Genomic DNA, 22694 nt, shown 5'->3' with positions numbered 1-22694 from the left:
CTTAGCCAAAGAACCCAATCCGCTGCGTCAACGCGTTGCTGGTGCGGCGGATCAGTTCATAGAGCGAGGCCATGGGGCGGAAGATATTCTGATTTTCCTGGCTATAATCCTGGCTCTCATCGCTGACATATGTCGCGACCTCCCCGAACCCTTCATCCAGGGTTACATCGGTGCGCGCCGGGAAGATGCGGGCCAGCTGATCCAGGGCCCAGGGCACATCCAGATGCAGCATGCGCGTCACCAGCCGCTGGTTGGTGATCGAATGCTGGCTGGAGAATTCAGGGATATGAACCGCCAGCCGGTAGACCTGATGGATCAGCGACAGGCGCACGGCATGCAGCAGCGACAGGTGCCGGTCCAGGTCGGGGTTCGGCTTGGGCGCCGCCCCTGCCCGCTCCAGGTTCTGACGCAGCACACCGTAATCGCGATACAGTTTGCGGAAGATGCGGACCAGACGCGCCTGCGTCGGCGTTTCCTCCAGCACCGCCGCGATGCGGCGCATATCATCGGCCTCCAGCGGGTTTTCCGACCGGGCGGCCCGCGTCAGCCAATGGCCGGGGTCCAGCGTGTCGACATAGGCCTTCAACGCATCGGGGCAGCTGACGGCAGCACCATAGACGACGATGCCCATCAGCTCACGGAACCGGGCCGAGGTTGCATAGAGCGCACGGAACTGTTCAGGATCGCGGTCAATGGCCTCCCCCACGCCCGAAAGGGCATTGGCCGGCAGGCCCATCTGCAACAGCACCGCATTGTGGGGAATGGCGCGGAACTGCCCGGCCATGACACGGGCCGCCGGATCGGGTGCTGCATCATGCTGGCGCTTGATGGCGCGGCTGCCGCTGGGGAACAGCAGGTTGGTGCCGAAGGCGGCTAGCAGCTCACCATAATTCGGGTCTTCGACCAGCCCGACCTGGAAGGCCTTCACGGTCGTGAAGAACTCCCGGATATAGTCGCCCTTGGCATAGAAGACGTCATGATCCAGGTCCGGCTTGGCCGTGCCGATCATATATTCCAGGATACGGGTGACAACGGCCAGCGCCGAGGCCGGGGTCACGAAATAGGTGTAGCCATCACCGCCCTGGAAGCTGACTTCCTGCTTCAGCTCGATATTGTGCTTGGCCGCGAAGGCCAGCGTGGCCGGCGGGCTGACATAGGCCAGACGGTTATGCAGGCCGGCGGGGTGACCGCCGCGACCGATGCTCTCACCATGCGTGTCAAAGATCACCAGCTGCACATTTTCCAGCGTGTGACGCATGAACAGCCGCATGACGCGCAGGCGCAGACGCTCGATCGAGGCGCTGGCCGGGGTCTGCCCCAGATAACGGCCGGCATCGGAATAGCCGGTCTGAATGCACAGGCGCCCGCGCTTTTGCACATAGGCGCGGTAATGCGGGTTCTCCAGCAGCTGTTCGATAATGCGGCTACCGGTTTCCAGCGCCTTTTCGGTTTCGAACAGCGGGCTGATATCGACCCGCTCCTCCACCCCGAACAGCTTGGCGAAATACAGCGCGGACAGCACGGTGAAGGCGCTTTCGCTTTCGGCGATCAGGAAGCGGATGGGCGTACGCGCATCGGAATATTTCAGCATCTGCGCCACGACCATGAACAGGCGCTTGGCGCTGGTGCGTTCGGCCACGACGGAACCGAAATTGATGTTGACCGGCTCCACCTTGTCCAGAAGGTCGGTCAGGGTGGCCAGATAGGACTGGCGGTAGCGCGGGTCATCCGCCGCCGTATCCAGGCCCACGGCCTTGCGGATGGCGTTATGGACCTGCGTGCTGTTCAGGCGGACATGGGTATGCGCCATGCCCAGTCCGAAGGTCGCCAGCTCGGCACGCAGCACCGCCAGCTGTTCGACGGTGGCCAGCGCCTTGTCACCCTCGATGGCGGCGGACAGGCGGATGCCGCGATTGACGAACTCGATGGCTTCCGACGCGTCGACCAGACGCAGCGGCAGACCTTCATGCATGCGCTTCGCGATGCGGCGGAGATGGTCCAGATCCTGGGCTTCCGATCCGCCGAAGGCCGCAATCTCATCCGTGACCTGATTGAGGGCCAGGGCCAGACGGCTTTCGATCAAAGCCAGCGTATGGCGCAGATCCTCCAGCGACGGCGCCCCGGCGCGGATGTCGCGCAGGTTGGACAGGTAGTAACGCAGCTGCCGCTGCTGCACGATCAGGCGCTTATGCAGCGTATCGGACCAGCGGATGTCGGAACGGCCATCCAGGTCATAGCCAACCCAGCTTGCCACCGTCAGCAGGCGCGGCGTCAGTTCGGTCCAGCGCTCCGGATAATGCTTGCGCCCCACGCGCAGAACGGCGCGGTAAAGGGTGCGGATGGCGCTTTGGATATTGGCGATGGCGTCCAGCGACAGTTCATGTTCGCGGGTCAGCGACATGTCTTCGGGCGCGTGTTCCGCCGTCGCCATCTGCCGGATCAGGCTTTCGCGTGCCTCCGCCGACAGGCGCTTGCCATTCTGGTCGCGGCCCGTGGCCAGACAGGCCATGGTCGTCATCTGCGCGCCCGACAGGTTGAAGGTCGGATGCGCGGTAATAACGATACCGAACACCTCCTTCTCCACCAGCTTCTGGAACGCCTCAAAGGTCAGCGGCTCCCCGCCGCTGCCGGCGGCGGCGACGTCCAGCAATTCTTCCATGCGGCTGGCATTGGCTTCGGGCGACGCCTCGCCCAAGTAATTGGAGAGACGCGCGGCGCGGGCCAGAAAACCCTCCGCCGAGAGATACTGAATCAACTGCTCCAGGGCGCCCGGCGACAATTCGCCGGCACCGATGCGGCGGGAAATGTCCAGCGCCAGCAGCATGACGGGATTGGCAAAGGGATCCTGCTTGGCATCGGCGCTGAACCGGTCAAGCTGCGCCATCAGATCGCCCGCCAGCGCGCGCACATCCAGGCCCTTGGGCGCCGGGAAGCGCGCCTGTTTAGTGGACAGCAAAGCCCCCTTGGCCGTGGTAGTGCCCAGAAATTCCAGATCAGACGGGGCGGCGGCTTGGGGCATGGCGGGGTCCAGCGGCATGGGGGCTTCCATCTTCTGCGAAAGGGCCGCATTCTGTTGCGGCGCAGCGTCGCAGGGTGCTGTAATTTCACTACATCTGTCAACGCCGAAAGGGGTATGGCGGACATAATCAGTCTGCATCACCCCCCAGGATTGAAGTGATAGATTAAAGGAGACCGGCTTCTCTGGCGATAGATTACTTGTAACGTCGTTCGCTTACATGTTGGATCGGGACAAGGGTGTTGCGCATGCACAGCAGTCCGCAGGACAGCGAAGAGAGTGCCGGAGAGGGCGCCCAGACACGGGCCATCGCCCTGTTGAGCGACGCCGCCACCCATGGATTGCCGCCCGCAAACAAGGTCGACCGGATCGACACGCACGCAGCCCGCATTTTCATGGCCGGCGACCGAGCGTTCAAGATGAAGCGGGCCGTCACCTACCCGTTTTTCGACTATGCCACCCTGTCGCAGCGCCTTGATGCGTGCGAGGCGGAACTGGCCCTGAACCGGCGGACGGCGCCGTCGCTTTATCTGGGTGTTGGCGGGCTGGTCCGGGATGGCAACGGCCCTGTCCGTCTGGTTGAACAGGCACCGGTGGCCGCCGAAGGCGGGCCAGACCCGTCGGTGCTGGAATATCTGGTCACCATGCGGCGTTTTCCGCAAACAGCGCTACTGGACCGGATGGCGGCGGACGGTACCCTGTCACCCGCCATCATGCGCGATCTGGCCGCCACCATTGCGGAATTCCACGAAAGTGCTGAACCCAGGCCGAATGCGCCTGGGATTGAGGAGATGGCCGATCTGGCCCATACCAACATCCGCGAGATGCGCAAACATGGAACCCTGTTTGATACCGGGGCCGTGGACCGGCTGGACCGCGCCACGCGACAGGCATTGGCAACAGGCGGCGACCTGATCGACCGGCGGCGGGATGCCGGCTATATCCGCCACTGCCATGGCGATCTGCACCTGCGCAATATCGTCATGCTGGATGGGCGGCCCGTGCCCTTCGACTGTGTCGAATTCGGTGACCGCATCGCGGTGACGGATGTTCTCTATGATCTGGCTTTCCTGCTGATGGATCTGGAACATCGCCGCCTGCGCAGCCATGCCAATATCCTGTTCAACCGCTATCTGGACCTGACCGGCGATTTGTCAGGCCTGTCGCTGCTGCCGCTTTTCATGTCGGTGCGCGCCGCCATCCGCGCGCATCTGACGGCCTCCGCCGCTGCCGGGCAGGCCGATGCGGACAAGGCGGCGGCGATGCGGGCGGAGGCGCAATCCTATCTGGTGCTGGCCAACCGGCTGCTGTCGCCGCCGCCCGCCCAGTTGCTGGCCATTGGCGGCCTGTCGGGCACCGGCAAGACCACGCTGGCCCGTGCCCTGGCCCCGACGCTGGGGCCGGCACCGGGGGCGGTCATCCTGCGGTCGGACGCATTGCGCAAATCCCTGGCCGGCGTGGCGGAGGATCAGGCACTGCCCGACAGTTTCTATGGCCCCGACCATTCAGACCGCACCTATGCGGAGATGGAGGGGCGCGCCGGTCTGGCGCTGGACGGGCATCATGCCGTCATCTGCGATGCCGTCTATGCCCGCCCGGATCAGCGTCAGGCGGTGGAAGACGTGGCCCACGCCGCCGGTGCCGGCTTTACCGGCCTGTGGCTGGTCGCCGATCAGGCCGTCGCCCTGGCCCGCGTGGCACGGCGGCGCGGGGATGCGTCGGACGCCACCACCACGATTGTCCGCCGTCAGGCCGCCTATGATCTGGGCGACATGCGGTGGGAGGTGATCCCCGCCAGCGGCAATGCCGACGAAACCACCGCGATTGCCCGGCGTCATCTCGCGCGCTGATCTCCCTACCCTGTTCTTCAACAATTTTGCGGGCCATCTGTTATGATGGGACCGGTTCCGGGTGATCCATGTCAATGCCCGGCACCGGGTATGGCGTGATGCTGGGTCAAGGATGCGTTTCCAGGCGGCAATGGTCCGCGAAACGGCACAAAGGGGACCGGTCATGGCTTTCCGCAAGATCACCTGTTTCGTTACCGGCGGCGCGCGCGATGCCGCCGCCCTGGGGTCGGCATTGCTGCTGGCGACACCCGCCAAGGGCAATGTCGCCGCCCTCTATCTGCGCGCCGACCCGCGCGATGTGATGCCGATGGTGGGCGAGGGCCTGTCCGGCGCCCTGATCCAGGATCTGATGAAATCCCTGGACCAGGAAAACAAAAGCCACGCTGCCAAGGCCCGCGACCATCTGGACAAGGCGCTGGCCGCCGCCGGTGGCGTCTATTGCGAGCGGGCACCCGGCAGCGACCGCGTCAGCGGCAGCTTCACCGAAGCGACCGGCGTGACGGAAGACGTCATGGCCGCCGCCGCCCGCCTGTCCGACGTCACCGTCTTCCCCTCCGTCGCGAAAGAGGACCGGACGGCGGTTCTGGTGGGGCTGGAAGCGGCCTTGCTGGAAGGCGGGCGTCCCCTGCTGGTCGCGTCGGAGCAGACGCCCGTTGTCCTGGGGCGCCGCGTCGCCATCGCCTGGAATGGCCGCACCCAATCGGCGCGGGCCCTGGCCCTGGCCATGCCCCTGCTGACCGGTGCCGATGCGGTGCATGTGCTGGGCGTCGATACGCTGCGCACCGACGCGGAGGAAGCGGCCCCCGTCGTCGATTACCTCGCCTGGCATAATGTCCCGGCGCAGTATCACAAATTGTCGGGCACCGGCAGCGTGGCGCAGCAGCTTCAGGATGCCTGCGCGGAGGTCGGCGCCGATCTTCTGGTCATGGGCGGCTACGGTCATTCACGGCTACGGGAACTGATCCTGGGCGGGGTGACACGCGCCATGCTGAACCAGACGACGCTGCCCCTGCTGCTGGCCCATTGATTTCCTGCCCCTCAATCGCCGGCGGGCGCATCCGCGCCCTTGGCTACGCCGCATGGGCGGCGCGGCGGTCGTCACCGCCGTACCACCGGTCGCAAAGCATGACCGGTGGTATTATCCCCGCAATAATGCCCGCGCCTGCTGCCGCACCCCTGCCAGGATGTTTTCCGACAAGGCGGGGTCGGTGGCGGCAACGGCGCGGGCCAGATTCATGCTGCCGACCAGGATGGAGACCAGGGCCGATGCCCTGCCCTCCGCCAGCTTATCATCTTCCGGCATGAAAGCCCGGATGGCGGCGACATAGCGCGCCACCCCGGCGGAAAAATGCGTCCGCACCGGCCCTGACAGCCGCGAAACATCGGCCCCCAGCGCCACCATGGGGCACGGCCCCTCCCGGTCGCGATGTTCGAAGGAGGCATAGTAATCCACATATTCCTCCAGGCTGGCCGATGCCTGCACCCGGCGCACGGCATTACCGAAACTGAGGTCGCACACCTCTGCCGCCAGCGCCTCTTTCGATGCGAAATGGCCGTAGAAGCCACCATGGGTAAGGCCGGCGGCCTGCGTCACCTCTGCGACGCCCACCTTGTCAAAACCGCGCGCGCGGAACAGGCGTGAGGCCGCCGCCAGGATGGCGTCGCGATGTTCCCCCGCCTTCTGCTTCGACACACGCACAACCCACCTCCCCGGAAAAGGCCAACGATCCTGCTTGACCGTATTGATGGTAGCCATCATGAATAATTTATCATTATGATCATCATCATTACCAGCGGCTTTCGCAAGGGCTGGTGACGGGGGGTGTGGTTTGTTCCTGTCTGATCGTCTGGCGGCCCGTTTGGCCGCGCGCAACATCCATTATGGCTGGGTCGTGGTGGCCGCGACCTTCCTCACCTCCATCACCGCCGCCGGGGCCGTGGGCGCGCCGGGCGTGCTGATGATCCCGTTGCAGAAGGAATTCGGCTGGACCGCGTCGGAGATTTCGACGGCGCTGGCCATCCGCATGGTTTTGTTCGGCCTGATGGGGCCGTTCGCGGCGGCCCTGATCAACCGGTTCGGGGTGCGGCGCATGGCGCTGACCTCACTCTCCATCATCGGCGGCGGCATGATCCTGTCGCTGGGGATGAACAGGCTGTGGGAACTGATCCTGCTCTGGGGTGTGGTGGTCGGGCTGGGCACCGGCATGACGGCCCTGGTCCTGGGGGCCACCATCGCCACCCGCTGGTTCACGGCCCGGCGCGGGCTGGTCATCGGCCTGCTAACGGCCAGTTCGGCCACGGGGCAACTGGTCTTCATCCCCCTGACCGCCTGGCTGGCGGAGGAGATCGGCTGGCGCACCGCCCTGTCGGTGATCTGCGCCATGCTGGCGGTGGCCGCCACCGGCGTGCTGCTGCTGATGCGCGACCGGCCGGGGGATGTGGGCCTGCGCGCCTATGGCGAGGCGCCGGGCGCACCCGACCCCGTCCCGCCGCCGCCCGTGGGATCGGTGGCCTTCGCCGCCATCGATACGCTGCGCATGGCGGCGAAGACCAAGGTCTTCTGGGTGCTGTTCGCCACCTTCTTCGTCTGCGGGGCTAGCACAAACGGCCTGATCCAGACGCATCTGGTGCCGATGTGCGTGGATTTCGGCATGCCGGCGGTGAAGGCGGCGGGCATGCTGGCCGTGATCGGCATCTTCGATTTCATCGGTACCGTGGCGTCGGGCTGGCTGTCCGACCGCTACGACAATCGCTGGCTGCTATTCTGGTATTACGGGCTGCGTGGCCTTTCTCTGCTGTACCTGCCCTTCTCCGATTTTACCTTCTACGGTCTGTCGCTGTTTGCCGTCTTCTATGGGCTGGACTGGGTGGCCACGGTGCCGCCGACGGTGAAGCTGACGGTGGAACGGTTCGGGCGGGAAAAGGCGAACCTCGTCTTCGGCTGGGTTTTCGCCGGCCATCAGCTGGGCGCCGCCTGCGCCGCGTTCGGTGGCGGCTTCTCCCGCACCTATCTGGAAAGCTACATGCCGGCCTTCTATGTAGCGGGCGTGCTGTGCCTGTTCGCGGCCCTGATCTGCCCGACCATGGGCCGGAAGCCACAGCCGGTAGTGGCGTAACCCGCCACCGGCTGGCAAACGCTATAACGCAGCCAGGAAAGCGACAACACGCGGGGCGATCAGTGCCCGGTGGGTGAAGATGGCGGCATGCCCGCCCTCCTCCACCGTCAGCAATTCCGCTCCCCGAATGCGGTGGGCCAGTTCCGCCCCGTGCCGGTCATGGGGCAGCAGCGGGTCGCGCGTGCCATGCACCACCAGGGTGGGCACGCCGATCTCCGCCAGCGCGAAAGATTGGCTGCGGGTCACCCGGATATTATTCTGCGTCCCCGGCAGCCGTTCCGCCAACCGGTCGAACAGGCCGACCCGCAGCTGTCGATAAAGCGGCATGGCCACCGGATCGGCCCGCAAGACCCGCTGCTGTTCCGGATCGGGGATGGAGCGGGTAGAGATACGGTCCGGGTTGCGCACGGCCCTGCCCTTCATCCAGCCGACAAAGCCCGACCAACGGGCCAGCAACCCCATCAGGCCGAAGCTTGGCGGGATCGGCACAGGCTGCGACCTGGCACGGCTTTTCAAGAAAAGCGGTCGGTCGATGGAGAAAAAGGGGGAATAATCGTGAGGGACTATTCACGATTGCAGGTTTAGCGTGTCCCACATCGGACCGGCGACGCCTGGGTGAATTGCCGACCGAAAATCTTTATAGATGATCCCCTCGATGCTGAACAGCCATGCTTTGTTGCGAAACGCCAGCACCGCCCCAGGCTTACCATCTCACGCCGACGGCGGATGACACACGACGCGAGGACATTGTGAGCGATATCGACATCCCTCATCTGCGCCCGGACGCCATGAGCGTCGACGACGCCGTTACGATATTTGCCGATACGACGGACACACTGCCGATTATCCCGTTGGTTTGGTGCCTGGCCAACTGGCAGCAGGCCGGACCGCACCTGCTTGCCATCATTGAACGCTACGCGGACGGCAGCGACCGGTCGGACAAGGCAACTGGTGCCACGCTGTACTGCATCTTCCTGGCGGCGGCGGCGCGCGAAAAGCAGGCTTTTGTCGCTTTGTGCCGGCTGGCACGGGATGAGGCCGCAATGGAAGAGGCATTGGGAGATTCGGTTACCGAGTCATTCCAGAACATCCTAATCAGCACATTCGACGGTAATCTGGACCTGTTGAAGGGCGTGATCGAGGATGATGGCGTCGATGAATTCATCGCCGCAGCGGCGCTCCAGGCGTTCGCATACCTGGCGGCAGCGGGCGATATCGACCGGCCCGAGGCCGAATCCTATCTCACTGGGCTTTCAGCGAAATCGACATGGGTGCCCGGTTCATTCGCATGGAGTGAATGGGCCAATGTCGTCGCACTGCTGGGTCTGGAACAATGCAAACCCATGATCAAGTCGGCAATCGACGATAAACGCATCGACCTGCATGTGAGCGATTTCAGCTATTATGAACGCACGTTTGAGATGGCATCGGGACAGGACGATCCCCGCACCATCTTCCATGACAACAACATCCGCGTCATCACCGATATCGCTGCGGAGTTTGATGGCTGGTACAGCTTCTCTGAACAGCGTCGACGCGACGATCAGGAAAGGGCCACGCGCGCGCAGAACAGCTATAACTTGTTCGACTCGCCAATCCCGGCTTCCAACCCATTCCGGTCTGTTGGGCGTAATGACCCATGCCCCTGCGGAAGTGGTAAGAAATTTAAGAAATGCTGTTTGACTTAAACCGACCAACCCGCGACATCACCGCGACGGTCAAGCTTCGCTACAATTTTGCGCATTTCACGGGAGGATGGCGGAGGGGATGGGATTCGAACCCACGGTACCAGTTTCCCGGTACGACGGTTTAGCAAACCGTTGCCTTCAGCCGCTCGGCCACCCCTCCGCACCGTCTGCAACCAGCCGGTAAAACCGGGGCTGCTTCGGTGAGAGGGGTGTTTAGTGGCATGAAGCGGGCTTGTCAACGGCGCTGCAACACCCCATTCTTAAAAAGTGATCCTGGCAGTGATGCGCGGGACATATCGGGACGGGGGCGGCCCGGTTATCCGCCGCAAGAATGCGGTACCGCACGGGTTCCTACCCGCGCCCTATGAATGGAGTTCGACACCATGTTCGGACATGAAAAGCCCATCGCCATGACCGACAGCAATGTGATTCGCGGCCACGGCGCCAGTTTCAAGGCTGGCCTTCTGGCCGGCATCCTGGGTCTGTCCCTGATGGTTCTGGCCGCCGGCACCGCCGGTGCCGCCGAAAGCGCCTGGGACGGTATCCCGTCCAAGAAGGCGCCCAAGCTGGTGACCGAGGGGCTGACCGAACAGGACCATGCCAACCTGGACAAGGTCTTTGTGAAGCCCGGCGTCAACCTCGCCTCCTATGGCAAGGTGATGCTGGCCCCCATGGACACCGCCATCGAGCGCCGCTTTGACGAGGTGCTGCTGTCGGTGCGCGAACGCGACCATGCGTTTGAATACATGACCAAGCAGTTGGAAGAGGCTTTCGGGCCGGCCATGGTGAAGGAGCCGGGGCCCGGTGTCCTGAAGCTGGCCATCACCTTCACCGACTATGTCCCCAACCGGTCCTTCCATGCCGAGAAGGCACGCGGCGGCGGCACTGTCGACCGCGTCTATTCCGTTGGCCGCGCCGCCTTTCAGGCGACCCTGACGGACAGCCAAACGGGTCAGGTGGTGGCGGTCATTGCCGATGCCGACATGGGCCTGCCCTTCCCAGACAATATCAACAGCTACACGATCTATGGCGACGCGGATCGGTTCACCCGCCGCTGGGCCAAGCAGATCGCCAAGCTAGTGACGGGCGACGCCGCCAGCTAAGGGGTTATACCCGTAGGTCAGGTCGAGCCTTTGGTGAGCCCTGACGGGAAAGGATTGAAGGCCTTCTCTGTCAGGGCTCGGGCTATGCCCTCGACCTGACCTACGGCGCATTTTCTTTTGCGCTGCACACACATCACCCCGGCGGAAACGGGGGAACCGGGTTTATATCCGCAGCATGCATACTGTCGTCCTCGTGGTGTTGTCTATCCGCCCTGGGATGATCTGAGATGAAGCGTTTCCTCGCGGCTGTAATCGATCCCTTTCTGCTGGCGCTGCTGGCCACTGTCGGGCTGGCGGCGCTGTTACCGGCGCAGGGGCAGGTCGCGGGCATCGTGGATATCGTCGCCGATATTGCCATCGCCCTGCTTTTCTTCTTCCACGGGGCCAAGCTGTCGCGCGACGCCATCCTGGCCGGTATGGGCCATTGGCGGCTGCATCTGTCGGTTCTGGCCAGCACCTTTATACTGTTCCCGCTGCTGGGTCTGGCGGCGGGGCTGCTGCCCGCCTCCATCCTGCCGCCTGTCATCGCGACCGGCATTCTCTATCTCTGCCTACTGCCCTCCACGGTGCAAAGCTCCATCGCCTTTGTCTCCATCGCGGGCGGCAATGTGCCGGCGGCCATCTGTTCGGCCTCGGCCTCCAACCTGCTGGGAATTTTCATCACGCCGCTGCTTGTCGGACTGCTCATGAATGCGGGGGGACAGGCGGGCATCTCGCTGGCCGCACTGGAAGCGATCATTCTGCAATTGCTGGTGCCCTTTGTCGCCGGCCATCTGGCCCGGCCCCTGATCGGGCGGTTCGTGCAGAAATACCGCAACAGCATTTCCTACACCGACCGCGGGTCGATCCTGCTGGTGGTCTATTCCGCCTTCAGCGCGGCGGTGGTGGAGGGGCTGTGGCACAAGGTGGCGGCGTCCGACCTGATCGCCATCGCAGCGGCCAGCATCGTTCTGCTGGCCCTGGTCATGGGCATCACGGCCCTGGCCGGTCGCTGGCTGGGCTTCAAGCGGGCCGACCGGATCGTGCTGCTATTCTGCGGATCAAAGAAAAGCCTGGTGTCGGGCGTGCCCATGGCCAGCGTGCTGTTTCCGGTTTCCCAGATCGGTCTGATCATCCTGCCGCTGATGCTGTTCCACCAGATCCAGCTGATCCTGTGCACTTGGCTGGCGGCCCGGTGGCGGCAGGAGGGCGCGGAAAAGGCATGAAAAGGGCCGCCGGATCACACCGGCGGCCCTTTCACGGGCGGATATGGCTTCGCCTCAGCCCTTCAGCTTGACCGCCAGGATGTCGTTGACCATGGCCGGGTTGGCCTTGCCCTGGCTGGCCTTCATCACCTGCCCCACGAAGAAGCCGAACAGCTTGTCCTTGCCGGACCGGTATTCGGCCACCTTGTCGGGGTTGGCCTCCATCACCTGGGCGATGACGGCGTCGATGGCGCCGGTATCGGTGACCTGACGCAGGCCCTTTTCATCCACGATCACGGCGGCCGACTTGCCCGTCTCCAGCATCAGCGCAAACACATCCTTGGCCAGACGACCGGAGATGGTGTTGTCGGCGATCAGGTCGATCAGACCGCCCAGGTCGGCGGCGGAGATCGGCGATTCGGTGATATCCTTACCGGTCTTGTTCAACGCCCCCAGCAAGTCGCCGATGACAAAGTTGGCGGCAACCTTGGGGTCGCGGCCCTTGGCCACTTCCTCATAAAAATCGCCACGGGCCTTTTCCGCGACCAGGACGCCGGCATCATAGGAGGGCAGCTTGTACTGCTCCATGAAGCGGGTCTTCTTGTCGTCGGGCAGTTCCGGCAGGCTGGCCTTGATCTGATCGACCAGTTCCTGTTCGACCACCAGCGGCAGCAGGTCGGGATCGGGGAAGTAGCGGTAATCATGCGCCTCTTCCTTGCTGCGCATGGAGCGGGTGACACCCTTGGCCGTGTCCCACAGGCGGGTCTCCTGCACGACCGTGCCACCTTCCTCGATCAGTTCGATCTGGCGCTGGGCCTCATACTCGATCACCGCATGCATGAAGCGCATGGAATTGACGTTCTTCGTCTCCGTCCGCGTACCCAGCGGGCCACCCGGCTTGCGCACCGACACGTTGATGTCGCAGCGCATGGAGCCTTCATCCATGTTGCCGTCGCAGGTTTCGAGATAGCGGACGATGGTGCGCAGCTTGCGCACATAGGCGACCGCCTCTTCCGGGCTGCGCATGTCGGGCTTCGACACAATCTCCATCAGCGCCACGCCGGCCCGGTTCAGGTCGACATAGGTCTTGGACGGATGCTGGTCGTGCATCGACTTGCCGGCATCCATTTCCAGATGCAGCCGTTCGATCCCGATCTCCCGCGTCACACCATCGGCCAGATCGAGGATGATCGTACCCTCGCCCACGATGGGCTGCTTGAACTGGCTGATCTGATAGCCCGACGGCAGGTCGGCGTAGAAATAGTTCTTGCGGTCGAAAACGCTGCGCAGGTTGATCTGCGCCTTCAACCCCAGGCCGGTCTTGATGGCCTGCTGCACGCAGAATTCGTTGATCACGGGCAGCATGCCGGGGAAGCCGGCATCGACGAAGCTGACTTGGCTGTTGGGGGCCGCACCGAAGGCCGTGGCGGCCCCGCTGAACAGCTTGGCATTGGAAATGACCTGGGCATGGACTTCCAGCCCGATCACCACTTCCCATTCACCCGTTTCGCCCTGAATCCGGTAAGCCATCGTCTCTGCACTCTGTGATAACGGAAAGACTAGGCCTGTTTCATGGCCGGATTCGGGGCAAAGGGCAAGGGGGTTGGACGCCATAGAGGGTTGAAGCAACACCATTACATCCGGTTTTTGCAGGTTCCCTCAAGCGCCAGGCCGGCGGTCGCCGGCCTCCAAGGGTCATAAATGACGCTTGGGTCATGGGCTCCCTCAAGCGCCGGGCGCTGCCTCCGGCAGCTTGGCTTACGCGCCCACGAGGGCGCGGGCCGGCGGTCGCCGGCCTCCAAGGGTCATAAATGACCCTTGGGTCAGAACCTCTTTGCCCCCCGCACCGCCAGCGTCACAGCATAAAGACCGCCGGTCGCACATATATAGAGACGGTTGCCGCGCGCGCCGCCGAATTCCACATTCGCCACCCATTCCGGCACCAGCACACGGGCGATCAGGCTGCCGTCTGGGTGGTAGCAATGCACGCCGTCATCCTCCGCCATCCAGAGATGGCCCAGCTCGTCACAGCGCAGACCGTCGAACCCCGCCTGTTCGGACGTGGCGAATACCTCCCCACCCGACAGGCGGCCATCATCACCCACGCGGAAGGCCCGCACATGACACGGCCCATCAGGTCGATGCGTACGGCCCGTATCCACGACGTAAAGCGTCTTTTCGTCGGGGGAGAAGCAGAGGCCATTGGGTTTCACGAAATCATCGGCCACCACATTGACGGTCCCGGTGACGGCATCGATGCGATAGACATGGCTGGCCCCGATCTCGCTTTCGGCCTTGTACCCTTCATAATCGCTGTCGATTCCATAGGTCGGGTCGGTGAACCAGATGGAGCCGTCGGATTTCACCACGACATCATTGGGGCTGTTCAGGCGCTTGCCCTGCCAGCTTTCGGCCAGCACAGTGATGCTGCCATCATGTTCGGTGCGGGTGACGCGGCGTCCGCCATGTTCGCAGGTAACCAGACGCCCCTGCCGGTCAACGGTATTGCCGTTGGAAAAGCCCGACGGACGCCGGAACTCCGCCACCGCTCCCATCGCCTCGTCAAAGCGCAGCATGCGTTCATTGGGAATGTCGGACCAGATCAGGCTGCGATGCGCCGGAAAATAGACCGGTCCCTCGGCCCAGCGGCAATCGCCGTAAAGTTTCTCGACCTTGGCGGAACGGCGGATGACGGCGCGGGCGCGGACCGGGTCATGGATGATGAAATCGGCGTCGGACATGCTGTCTCCGAAGGGCCAGAAGCTACGATGGCTGGGATATTATATGATAAGTAACGCCGCCTTGCCGCTTTTTGCTGCCGCTTGCCGCCGCGTTGCGGCCTTGGCCCCCGGTGGCAGCGCCGTTATCCTGCATCCATGAGCGAGCTTGCCCCCTTCGACCGCGCCATCCTGGCCCTGATGCAGGATGATGCGCGCCTGAAATCCGACGCCGTGGCGGAACGGGTGGGCCTGTCCCCCACGGCGGTACAGCGGCGGTTGAAACGTCTGCGGGCCGATGGCGTGATCCAATCGGAACCCCTGGTCCTGTCCCCCGCCAAGGTAGGCCGCCCCCTGACGGCCATCGTTTCCATCACGCTGGCACGCGGCGGGTCGGCGGTGGTGGATGATATGGGGCGGCAGCTGCGGGCCGCACCGGAGGTTCAGCAATGCTGGTACACGGCCGGCGACGCGGATTTCGTGGCGGTGGTGACCGCCCGCGACTTGGCGGATTACGACGCGTTCACGCGCCGTATCCTGATGGACAATGCCCTGATCTTGAAATTTTCCACCATTTTCGCCCTGTCGCCGGTCAAGTCCGGCCTGTCCTTGCCGCTTGATTGAAGTTTCACGCAACCCCGCCCTTCGCTGCGGCGGGTGGACGGGTCGGCACGGGCGTGCCATGTAAGCAGCCCTATGCAACCCACCTGGAGCGTCCAGGACATGATGTCGCCCGCCGCCAATGACCTGCTGGTACTGGCCCTTCCCAAGGGTCGGATTCTGGATGAGGTGAGGCCGTTGCTGCATCATGTCGGCATCGTGCCGGAAGCCGATTTCGACAATCCGAAATCCCGCGCCCTGAAGTTCGACACGAATCTTCCGCATGTGAAGATCATCCGGGTGCGCAGTTTCGATGTCGCCACCTTCGTGGCCTTCGGTGCCGCCCATCTGGGCGTCTGCGGCAGCGACGTGCTGATGGAATTCGACTATCCGGAGATCTACACGCCGCTGGACCTGGGTATCGGCAAGTGCCGCATTGCCGTGGCCGAGCCGGTGGACCTGTCCAGCAGTGACGATCCGTCGCGCTGGTCCCATGTGCGGGTAGCCACCAAATATCCTGACATCACCCGCCGGCATTTCGCGGCGCGCGGTGTACAGGCCGAATGCATCAAGCTGAACGGTGCCATGGAGCTGGCCCCCAATCTGGGACTGTGCTCGCGCATCGTTGACCTTGTGTCCACCGGTACCACCTTGAAGGCCAATGGGTTGGCGGAGATTGAGCATATTGCCGACATCTCTTCCCGCCTCGTCGTGAACCGCGCCGCCTTCAAGACGCGCCATGAGGAAATCCAGGGCTGGATCGACCGTTTTCAGGAGGCCATCGGCAATGCCGGTTAAATTCTCCACCCGCGACGCCGATTTCGAAAGCCGTTTTCAGGACCTGCTGGGCGCCAAGCGCGAAGTTCAGGAAGACCTGAACAATGCCGTCACCGCCATCCTGAACGATGTGAAGGCGCGGGGCGACGCGGCTGTCCTGGACTATACCAAGCGCTGGGACCGGCTGGACATCACCGCCGAGGCCATGGCCTTCACCGCCGATGAGATCGCGGCGGCGGTATCCAAGTGCGACGCCGAAACGCTGGACGCGCTGAAGCTGGCCGCCGCGCGGATTGAAGCGTTCCACCGCACGCAGCCCATCGAATCCTCCTTCTTCACCGATCCCGCGGGGGTGCGCCTGGGCGCGCGCTGGACGCCGGTGGGCGCCGTCGGCCTCTATGTGCCGGGCGGAACCGCCTCCTACCCTTCCTCGGTCCTGATGAATGCCATCCCGGCCAAGGTGGCAGGTGTGCCGCGCATCGCCATGGTGGTGCCCACGCCCGATGGCGTGATCAATCCGCTGGTCCTGGCCGCCGCGCAGTTGGCCGGCGTAACGGAGATCTACCGCATCGGCGGGGCGCAGGCGGTGGGCGCGTTGGCCTTCGGTACCGCCACCATCAAACCGGTGGACAAGATCACTGGCCCCGGCAATGCCTTTGTCGCCGCCGCCAAGCGGCAGGTTTTCGGCACCGTCGGCATCGACATGATCGCCGGCCCGTCGGAAATCCTGGTGGTCGCCGACGGGCAGAATGACCCGGCCTGGATCGCCGCTGATCTGCTGTCGCAGGCTGAACATGATACTAGCGCGCAAAGCATCCTGATCACCGATGACGCCGCCTTTGCCGACGCTGTGTCGGCGGCGGTGGATGCGCATCTGGCCACCCTGCCCCGTGCGGAAATTGCCGGCACCTCCTGGCGCGACCATGGGGCCATCATCCTGGTGGACAGACTGGAGGATGCGGTGCCGCTGGTGGACCGTCTGGCGCCTGAACATTTGGAACTGGCGGTGGCCGACCCCGATGCAATGGCCGCGAAAATCCGCAATGCCGGCGCCATCTTCCTGGGCCGCCATACACCGGAAGCCATCGGTGATTATGTCGCTGGTCCCAACCATGTACTGCCCACGGCTCGATCGGCCCGTTTCTCCAGCGGTCTGAACGTGCTGGATTTCATGAAGCGCACCACCATGGTCGGCTGCACCCCGGAAAGTCTGGCAAAGATCGGTCCGGCGGCGGTGTCGCTGGCCAATTCTGAAGGGCTGGGTGCGCACGCCCTGTCGGTGGCGATCCGGTTGGTCTAGCGGACGTAGCGCGGATTAGGCGGCAGCCGTAATCCGCGGAAACCCGGTCGGGCTGCCCCGTGGACTACGCTTCGCTAATCCCCGCTACGATCAGGTCTGTAATAACCATCTTGCCAAACGCACCATCATGATCGCAGGGTGCAGGATAAAAACCACCGGGGAGGGATGATGAACGCGCCGCACCACCGCATCGTCCATGTGGAACTGGTGGAGAAGAATATCATCCGCCGCAACATGGAGGTGGAGCATGAGCGCGCCGTCGCCCTGTTCGACCTGATGGATGAAAACCGCTTCGCGCTGGTGGAGACACCGGACGAAGGGCCGTTCCGCCTTTTCCTGTCTGCCGAGGATAACCGGCTGATCTTTGATGTCCGCAAGGAAGATGACAGCCCGCTGAACCGGCTGACCCTGCCGCTGACGCCGTTTCGCACCATCGTGCGCGACTATTTCATGATCTGCGACAGCTATTACAAAGCCATCAAGACGGCATCCCCGTCCCAGATCGAAGCCATCGATATGGGTCGGCGCGGCCTGCACAATGAAGGATCGGAACTGCTGCGGGAGCGGCTGGCCGGCAAGGCCGAAATGGACCTGAACACGGCCCGGCGTCTGTTCACGCTCATCTGCGTGCTGCATATCCGGAACTGAGTGCCGCGTCGATGGCCGAAATCAGCCCGACCCGAATCTCCTCCGTCCTGTTCGCCTGCACCTATAACGCCATCCGTTCGCCCATGGCCGAAGGGCTGTTGAAGCATCTGATGGGACGTCAGATCTATGTCGACAGTGCCGGGGTGCGTGAGGGGGAACCCGACCCGTTCGTGACGACCGTCATGGGCGAACTGGGTATCGATATGTCGCGCCATCGCTGCAAGACCTTCGACCAGTTGGAGGATGACAGTTTCGACCTGGTCATCTCCCTGTCGCCGGAGGCGCAGCACCGGGCCGTGGAAATGACCCGCACCACGGCCTGCGACGTGGAATTCTGGAACACTTTCGATCCCACCCTGGTGGAAGGCAGCCGCGAGGCGCGACTCGATGCCTATCGTCAGGTGCGCGATACGCTGCTGAAGCGCATGAAACTGCGGTTCGGGGTGGAGTAAAGGGGCCTAGTTCCCTCACCCTCCCAAGCCTTGGCAGGCTTAGGCCCCTCCCTCTCCCGCCAAGCGGGCGAGGGGCGAAAATTATGGAACTTCTCATTTTGTCCCTCGCCCACGACCGTGGGAGAGGGAGGGGCCCGCATGCGTCAGCATATGTGGGAGGGTGAGGGCACCCCCTGCCCAGCGTGTGAAACGCCCATGCTTTGCGCTGAAAACACTTGACCCACGCGGCTGTGACGCTCACCTATGTGCGCGTTTTACCATCCCGAAATCAGGAAAACATGGCCAAGGAAGATCTGATCGAGTTTTCTGGCACGGTGACTGAACTGCTGCCCAACGCGATGTTCCGCGTGAAGCTCGATAACGAACATGAAGTGCTGGCCCACACGTCTGGCAAGATGCGCAAGAACCGCATCCGCGTGCTGGCAGGTGACCGCGTCAACGTCGAAATGACCCCCTACGACCTGACCAAGGGTCGGATCACCTTCCGCTTCAAGTGAGCGGCAGGATTTGACGATGAACGCGCGCGCGGCGGCGACGCCCGACCAACCCGGCAGTGACCGTCCGCGCCTGATCCTTGCCTCCGGGTCTCCCCGGCGGCGGGAACTGCTGGCCCAGATCGGGCTGGTGCCGGATGCCATTGATCCGGCGGATATTGACGAATCTCCGTTTCCCGACGAACTCCCCTCCCCCCATGCCCAGCGTTTGTCGCGGGAAAAGGCGGGGATCGTGGCTGCACGTCATGCCGGCGCCATCGTCCTGGCCGCCGATACGGTGGTGGGCCTGGGCCGGCGCATCCTGCCCAAGGCGGATGATGCGGACACCGCACGCCGCTGCCTCAACCTGTTGCAGGGTCGCCGCCACCGCGTCTATACCGGTGTCGCCCTGGTCGGCACGGATGGCAAGCTGTGGAGCCGCGTGGTCGAAAGCCAGGTGATCTTCCGCACCCTGTCGCGTGACGAGATCGACCAGTATCTGGCAACCGGCGACTGGAAGGGCAAGGCCGGCGGTTATGCCATCCAGGGGCTGGCCAGCCTGTTCGTGCGGCAACTTTCCGGCAGCTACAGCAATGTCGTCGGCCTGCCGCTGACGGAGGTGGCGGGTGTCCTGAGGGCCGCCGGGATCGACGCGCTGGCGCTGGCCGCCGCCCAAGCCACATCACGGGGCTGATGCGCCGCCGGCTGCTGATCGACCAGCGCGGGCCCTTGCGGCGCTGCGCCATGCTGTCCGACGGCATCCTGACCGACCTCGCCCTTGACCATGTGGAGCGCGCGGCCTGGCTGGGCGCTATCATCCTGGGCCGCGTCACACGCGTCGTGGCCGGGCTGGACGCCGCCTTCGTGGAATTCGGTGATAGCACCCCCGGTTTCCTTTCAGCCGCCGATGTGCGCCCCGGTCGCCGCGATGCCCGCATCGGACAGTTGCTGCGCACCGGCCAGATGGTGGCCGCACAGGTGAAAGCCGACGCCCATGACGGCAAGGGGGCGGTCCTGACCATGGACCTGTCCTTCCCCGGTCGCTTCCTGGTCCATACCCCGCTGGGCGACGGCATCCACATCTCCAAACGCCTGGGCAAGGGGCCCGAGGTTCAGGCCCTGCGTCAGCGCCTGTCATCCACCCTGCCAAACCAAGGCGGTTGGATCGTGCGGGCGGAGGCTTTGCCGACCGACCCGGCCCTGGTGCTGGGTGAGGCAGAGGCGCTGCTGGCCGATGCCTACACGGTCCAACGCGCCGGCGGCGGCACCCATCCCGCCACCCTGCTGCCCCCACCCGACGCGATTAGGCGCGCCCTGGTGGAGTTGCCACGCGACGGGCTGGTGGAGATCGTCGTGGAGGGGGCGGAGATGCTGGCGGCGGTGAAAGCCTCCGCCATGGCCCTGGCACCCGACCTGCTGCCCTTGATCGTCCCCCACAAGGCACCCCGCCCCCTGTTCGATCAGGGCGACGCCGACAGCGCCATTGCCGCCCTGACCGACCGCCGCGTCGATCTGGGACAGGGCGGGTCGCTGGTTATCGACCGGACGGAGGCGCTGACCGTCATCGACGTCAATGGCGGCGAACGCGGCAACCCGCTGGCCACCAACCTGGATGCCTGCCTGGAGATCGCGCGGCAGATGCGCCTGCGCAATTTCGGCGGCATCGTGGTGGTGGATTTTGTGAACATGGCGCGCGCCGGTGACCGGGAGGCGGTGATCCAGCGCCTGTCTTCGGCGGTGGCGGATGACCCTGTTGCCACCCATGTCTATGGCATGTCGCGTCTGGGCCTGGTGGAGGTCACCCGCGCCCGCCGTGGCCCGCCGCTGGCCGATCTGCTGCTGTAAGGAAGCCACCCATGAGTGATGATCCCATCGACCTGTCCGCCATGCGCAAGCCCAAGAAGGCCGCCGGATGCCCTATCTGCGGTCGCGCCCCGGTGTTGGATTTCCGCCCCTTCTGTTGCAAGCGCTGCGCGGACGTAGACCTGAACCGCTGGCTGGGCGAGGTCTACCGCGTGCCCGTGGACGAGGCGCCGGGCGAAGATGAAGGCCGCTGAAAAAATTTCGTAGATGCGCAATTCAATGCTTTACAGCCCCGGATGCCTTGTCTATAAGGCGCACCACACCGGGCGGCGGTGACAAACAAACGCCTCGGTGGTTACGAAGTACGGTGTGCCCAGGTAGCTCAGTCGGTAGAGCAGGGGATTGAAAATCCCCGTGTCGGCGGTTCGATTCCGTCCCTGGGCACCACTTCGAACTCCCAGAAAATTACTGGATTGCAGTTTGTTACTGATCAAATGTTGATCGGCACAAATAACGTGGCGGCCTTTTGGTCGCCATTTGTTGTTTCTGGGTCTGAGACTCCATCTACTCTTTTTGAACACGATACCGTCATCGCAAATGCCGTCACGAATCGTGTCTGGCACCAGCGACGCATGCCGGTGTGGAGCAGCGTTCGACGCTGTCCCACACCGGCACACCGATATCAGCGTCGCCCCTGCTCCTTGGCGTCTTCACGCATCTCGAACCACATGGCGTTCAAGACGGCGAAGGCGGCGGCCAGGGGCAGGCCCAGCATCCAGGCGAAATACCACATGATGCGCGCTCCTTTTCTTCAGTAATGGTGGCCCTGGCCGGCACGGATGGCTCCTGCATCGACCTTGCCCCACAGGATGCGATAGGCCCAGGCCGTGTAGGTCAGGACGAGCGGCAGGAAGATGCAGGTCACGACCAGCATGATGAACAAGGTCTGGTGCGAGGATGAACTGTCCCAGACCGTCAGGCTGCTGACCGGATCAATGGAACTGGGCAGGATGAAGGGGAACATCGAGACACCGACGGTGGCGATGATCCCCAAAAGCGACAGACCAGAAATGATCAGGGTCGCCCCTTCCGCCCGTACCTTCAGCCCCGCCCAGACCAGCAGCGGCCCCACCAGCCCCAGCACCGGTGCGATCAACAGGAACGGGTGGGTCGCGTAATTGCTGAACCACAGGGCGGGTGCCGCCGCCACCTGCTTCAACAGCGGGTTGGACGGGCCGTCCGTCACCACCGCACTGGTAATGTGGTAGCCATCGACCCAGAGATACAGCGTCAGGCCCGCCAGGGCGAACAGGGCAGGCGTCAGCAGGGCTGTGACCAGCCCCACGCCTCGCGCCCGTTCCGCCACGGCGCCAGCCGTCTTCAGCGTCACCCAGGCCGCCCCGTGCGTGACCAGCATCGCCACCGACAGCAGACCGCAGAGCAGCGCGAACGGGTTCAGCAAGCCGAAGAAAGAGCCTTCGTAGAAGGCGCGCAGATCACCATCCAGGCGGAACGGCACGCCCTGCAGCACATTGCCCACCGCCACGCCGAATATCAGCACAGGCACGAACCCGCCGACGAACAGCGCCCAGTCCCAGGTCGCACGCCAGCGGACATCATCCCGCTTCGACCGGTATTTGAACGCGACGGGCCGCAGGATCAGGGCCGCCAGCACCACGAACATGGCCAGATAGAAGCCGGAGAAGGACACGGCATAAAGCGGCGGCCAGGCGGCAAAGATGGCGCCACCGCCCAGGATGAACCAGACCTGATTGCCCTCCCACACGGGGCCAACGGCATTGATGAGGGTGCGGCGCTCGACATCATCCTTGCCGATGAAGGGCAGCAGGATGGCCGTGCCCATGTCGAACCCGTCGGTCGCGGCGAACCCGATCAGCAGTACGCCCAGCAGCACCCACCAGATCAGGCGCAGCGTCGTATAATCCAGAAGTTCATGCAGGATCATG

The 22694-nt window shown here is 63.9% G+C and carries 22 protein-coding genes and 2 tRNA genes; 16 read left to right on the top strand and 8 right to left on the bottom strand.

Annotated features, from left to right (window positions below; translation table 11 throughout):
* Position 1: 1 nt before the first annotated feature.
* Positions 2-3037 carry a phosphoenolpyruvate carboxylase gene (locus ACODSP_RS01830; protein ID WP_488963925.1) on the bottom strand — a complete coding sequence of 1012 codons (3036 nt, stop codon included), beginning with the start codon at positions 3035-3037 and terminating at the stop codon, positions 2-4.
* Between the two features lie 227 nt (positions 3038-3264).
* On the opposite strand from ACODSP_RS01830, the gene ACODSP_RS01825 reads away from it, so the two are divergent.
* A complete protein-coding gene (locus tag ACODSP_RS01825; RefSeq protein WP_488963924.1) occupies positions 3265-4866 on the top strand; it encodes a bifunctional aminoglycoside phosphotransferase/ATP-binding protein in 1602 nt (533 codons plus the stop codon).
* 163 nt (positions 4867-5029) lie between these two features.
* On the top strand, positions 5030-5893 hold the full coding sequence (locus tag ACODSP_RS01820) for a universal stress protein (protein WP_488963923.1): 864 nt from the start codon (positions 5030-5032) through the stop codon (positions 5891-5893).
* Positions 5894-6004: 111 nt separating this feature from the next.
* Here the strand turns inward: ACODSP_RS01820 and ACODSP_RS01815 are convergent, their stop codons facing one another.
* Positions 6005-6565: a TetR/AcrR family transcriptional regulator gene (locus ACODSP_RS01815; protein ID WP_488963922.1), complete on the bottom strand. Its 561-nt coding sequence runs from the start codon at positions 6563-6565 to the stop codon at positions 6005-6007.
* Between the two features lie 130 nt (positions 6566-6695).
* Here ACODSP_RS01815 and ACODSP_RS01810 point away from each other — a divergent pair, with 130 nt between their 5' ends.
* The gene (locus tag ACODSP_RS01810) at positions 6696-7982 is read left to right on the top strand and encodes an MFS transporter (RefSeq protein ID WP_488963921.1); all 1287 of its coding nucleotides are present in this window, start codon (positions 6696-6698) and stop codon (positions 7980-7982) included.
* Positions 7983-8003: 21 nt separating this feature from the next.
* Here ACODSP_RS01810 and ACODSP_RS01805 read toward each other — a convergent pair whose 3' ends face one another.
* Complete coding sequence (locus ACODSP_RS01805) at positions 8004-8471, bottom strand: alpha/beta fold hydrolase (protein ID WP_488963920.1); 468 nt, start codon at positions 8469-8471, stop codon at positions 8004-8006.
* A gap of 260 nt (positions 8472-8731) precedes the next feature.
* Between ACODSP_RS01805 and ACODSP_RS01800 the strand changes: the two genes are divergently transcribed.
* Positions 8732-9670, top strand: a complete 939-nt coding sequence (locus ACODSP_RS01800; protein ID WP_488963919.1) for a DUF1186 domain-containing protein — start codon at positions 8732-8734, stop codon at positions 9668-9670.
* Positions 9671-9738: 68 nt separating this feature from the next.
* Here ACODSP_RS01800 and ACODSP_RS01795 read toward each other — a convergent pair.
* Positions 9739-9830: transfer RNA gene (locus ACODSP_RS01795), tRNA-Ser, on the bottom strand.
* A gap of 223 nt (positions 9831-10053) precedes the next feature.
* Here ACODSP_RS01795 and ACODSP_RS01790 point away from each other — a divergent pair.
* Both ACODSP_RS01790 and ACODSP_RS01785 read left to right on the top strand, forming a co-directional pair.
* Entirely contained in the window at positions 10054-10773 is a 720-nt protein-coding gene (locus tag ACODSP_RS01790) for a DUF3313 family protein (protein ID WP_488963918.1), read from the top strand.
* A 227-nt stretch (positions 10774-11000) separates the two neighbouring features.
* Positions 11001-11978: a bile acid:sodium symporter family protein gene (locus ACODSP_RS01785; RefSeq protein WP_488963917.1), complete on the top strand. Its 978-nt coding sequence runs from the start codon at positions 11001-11003 to the stop codon at positions 11976-11978.
* A 54-nt stretch (positions 11979-12032) separates the two neighbouring features.
* Here ACODSP_RS01785 and gatB read toward each other — a convergent pair whose 3' ends face one another.
* Positions 12033-13487, bottom strand: coding sequence for an Asp-tRNA(Asn)/Glu-tRNA(Gln) amidotransferase subunit GatB (gatB, locus tag ACODSP_RS01780; RefSeq protein WP_488963916.1), 1455 nt, complete (start codon positions 13485-13487; stop codon positions 12033-12035).
* Positions 13488-13780: 293 nt separating this feature from the next.
* Positions 13781-14698 (bottom strand): SMP-30/gluconolactonase/LRE family protein, encoded by a 918-nt coding sequence (locus ACODSP_RS01775; RefSeq protein WP_488963915.1) that lies wholly within the window; start codon positions 14696-14698, stop codon positions 13781-13783.
* 135 nt (positions 14699-14833) lie between these two features.
* Here ACODSP_RS01775 and ACODSP_RS01770 point away from each other — a divergent pair, with 135 nt between their 5' ends.
* From ACODSP_RS01770 to ACODSP_RS01725, 10 genes are all read left to right on the top strand, one after another.
* Positions 14834-15298 carry an Lrp/AsnC family transcriptional regulator gene (locus ACODSP_RS01770; RefSeq protein WP_488963914.1) on the top strand — a complete coding sequence of 155 codons (465 nt, stop codon included), beginning with the start codon at positions 14834-14836 and terminating at the stop codon, positions 15296-15298.
* A gap of 102 nt (positions 15299-15400) precedes the next feature.
* Complete coding sequence (gene hisG / locus ACODSP_RS01765) at positions 15401-16072, top strand: ATP phosphoribosyltransferase (RefSeq protein WP_488964040.1); 672 nt, start codon at positions 15401-15403, stop codon at positions 16070-16072.
* Entirely contained in the window at positions 16062-17351 is a 1290-nt protein-coding gene (hisD, locus tag ACODSP_RS01760; protein WP_488963913.1) for a histidinol dehydrogenase, read from the top strand. The genes hisG and hisD overlap by 11 nt, the downstream gene beginning before the upstream one ends.
* A gap of 165 nt (positions 17352-17516) precedes the next feature.
* Positions 17517-17999 carry a UPF0262 family protein gene (locus tag ACODSP_RS01755; RefSeq protein ID WP_488963912.1) on the top strand — a complete coding sequence of 161 codons (483 nt, stop codon included), beginning with the start codon at positions 17517-17519 and terminating at the stop codon, positions 17997-17999.
* A gap of 11 nt (positions 18000-18010) precedes the next feature.
* Positions 18011-18451, top strand: coding sequence for an arsenate reductase ArsC (locus ACODSP_RS01750; RefSeq protein ID WP_488963911.1), 441 nt, complete (start codon positions 18011-18013; stop codon positions 18449-18451).
* Between the two features lie 278 nt (positions 18452-18729).
* The gene (gene infA, locus ACODSP_RS01745; RefSeq protein WP_028097283.1) at positions 18730-18948 is read left to right on the top strand and encodes a translation initiation factor IF-1; all 219 of its coding nucleotides are present in this window, start codon (positions 18730-18732) and stop codon (positions 18946-18948) included.
* Between the two features lie 16 nt (positions 18949-18964).
* Positions 18965-19618 (top strand): Maf family protein, encoded by a 654-nt coding sequence (locus tag ACODSP_RS01740; RefSeq protein WP_488963910.1) that lies wholly within the window; start codon positions 18965-18967, stop codon positions 19616-19618.
* Positions 19618-20769 carry a ribonuclease E/G gene (locus ACODSP_RS01735; protein WP_488963909.1) on the top strand — a complete coding sequence of 384 codons (1152 nt, stop codon included), beginning with the start codon at positions 19618-19620 and terminating at the stop codon, positions 20767-20769. Before ACODSP_RS01740 ends, ACODSP_RS01735 begins: the two co-directional genes overlap by 1 nt.
* Positions 20770-20780: 11 nt before the next feature.
* Positions 20781-20981, top strand: coding sequence for a DNA gyrase inhibitor YacG (locus tag ACODSP_RS01730; protein ID WP_488963908.1), 201 nt, complete (start codon positions 20781-20783; stop codon positions 20979-20981).
* Positions 20982-21098: 117 nt separating this feature from the next.
* Positions 21099-21174, top strand: a tRNA-Phe gene (locus tag ACODSP_RS01725).
* 235 nt (positions 21175-21409) lie between these two features.
* Here the strand turns inward: ACODSP_RS01725 and cydX are convergent.
* Positions 21410-21520, bottom strand: coding sequence for a cytochrome bd-I oxidase subunit CydX (gene cydX, locus ACODSP_RS01720; protein WP_082372166.1), 111 nt, complete (start codon positions 21518-21520; stop codon positions 21410-21412).
* A gap of 18 nt (positions 21521-21538) precedes the next feature.
* Entirely contained in the window at positions 21539-22693 is a 1155-nt protein-coding gene (gene cydB, locus ACODSP_RS01715) for a cytochrome d ubiquinol oxidase subunit II (protein WP_488963907.1), read from the bottom strand.
* Position 22694: the final 1 nt, after the last annotated feature.

The sequence above is a fragment of the Niveispirillum sp. FG156 genome (assembly GCF_057809555.1).
Note: the sequence above shows the minus strand (reverse complement) of the source record. Positions and strands in the feature narration are given on the sequence as shown.

Bases quoted from the DNA above. Each gene is read 5' to 3' on its own strand.
- ACODSP_RS01830 (WP_488963925.1), bottom strand. From the start codon at position 3,037: ATGCCGCTGGACCCCGCCATGCCCCAAGCCGCCGCCCCGTCTGATCTG.
- ACODSP_RS01825 (WP_488963924.1), top strand. From the start codon at position 3,265: ATGCACAGCAGTCCGCAGGACAGCGAAGAGAGTGCCGGAGAGGGCGCC.
- ACODSP_RS01820 (WP_488963923.1), top strand. From the start codon at position 5,030: ATGGCTTTCCGCAAGATCACCTGTTTCGTTACCGGCGGCGCGCGCGAT.
- ACODSP_RS01790 (WP_488963918.1), top strand. From the start codon at position 10,054: ATGTTCGGACATGAAAAGCCCATCGCCATGACCGACAGCAATGTGATT.
- ACODSP_RS01785 (WP_488963917.1), top strand. From the start codon at position 11,001: ATGAAGCGTTTCCTCGCGGCTGTAATCGATCCCTTTCTGCTGGCGCTG.
- gatB (WP_488963916.1), bottom strand. From the start codon at position 13,487: ATGGCTTACCGGATTCAGGGCGAAACGGGTGAATGGGAAGTGGTGATC.
- ACODSP_RS01775 (WP_488963915.1), bottom strand. From the start codon at position 14,698: ATGTCCGACGCCGATTTCATCATCCATGACCCGGTCCGCGCCCGCGCC.
- ACODSP_RS01770 (WP_488963914.1), top strand. From the start codon at position 14,834: ATGAGCGAGCTTGCCCCCTTCGACCGCGCCATCCTGGCCCTGATGCAG.
- hisG (WP_488964040.1), top strand. From the start codon at position 15,401: ATGTCGCCCGCCGCCAATGACCTGCTGGTACTGGCCCTTCCCAAGGGT.
- hisD (WP_488963913.1), top strand. From the start codon at position 16,062: ATGCCGGTTAAATTCTCCACCCGCGACGCCGATTTCGAAAGCCGTTTT.
- ACODSP_RS01755 (WP_488963912.1), top strand. From the start codon at position 17,517: ATGATGAACGCGCCGCACCACCGCATCGTCCATGTGGAACTGGTGGAG.
- ACODSP_RS01750 (WP_488963911.1), top strand. From the start codon at position 18,011: ATGGCCGAAATCAGCCCGACCCGAATCTCCTCCGTCCTGTTCGCCTGC.
- infA (WP_028097283.1), top strand. From the start codon at position 18,730: ATGGCCAAGGAAGATCTGATCGAGTTTTCTGGCACGGTGACTGAACTG.
- ACODSP_RS01740 (WP_488963910.1), top strand. From the start codon at position 18,965: ATGAACGCGCGCGCGGCGGCGACGCCCGACCAACCCGGCAGTGACCGT.
- ACODSP_RS01735 (WP_488963909.1), top strand. From the start codon at position 19,618: ATGCGCCGCCGGCTGCTGATCGACCAGCGCGGGCCCTTGCGGCGCTGC.
- ACODSP_RS01730 (WP_488963908.1), top strand. From the start codon at position 20,781: ATGAGTGATGATCCCATCGACCTGTCCGCCATGCGCAAGCCCAAGAAG.
- cydX (WP_082372166.1), bottom strand. From the start codon at position 21,520: ATGTGGTATTTCGCCTGGATGCTGGGCCTGCCCCTGGCCGCCGCCTTC.
- cydB (WP_488963907.1), bottom strand. From the start codon at position 22,693: ATGATCCTGCATGAACTTCTGGATTATACGACGCTGCGCCTGATCTGG.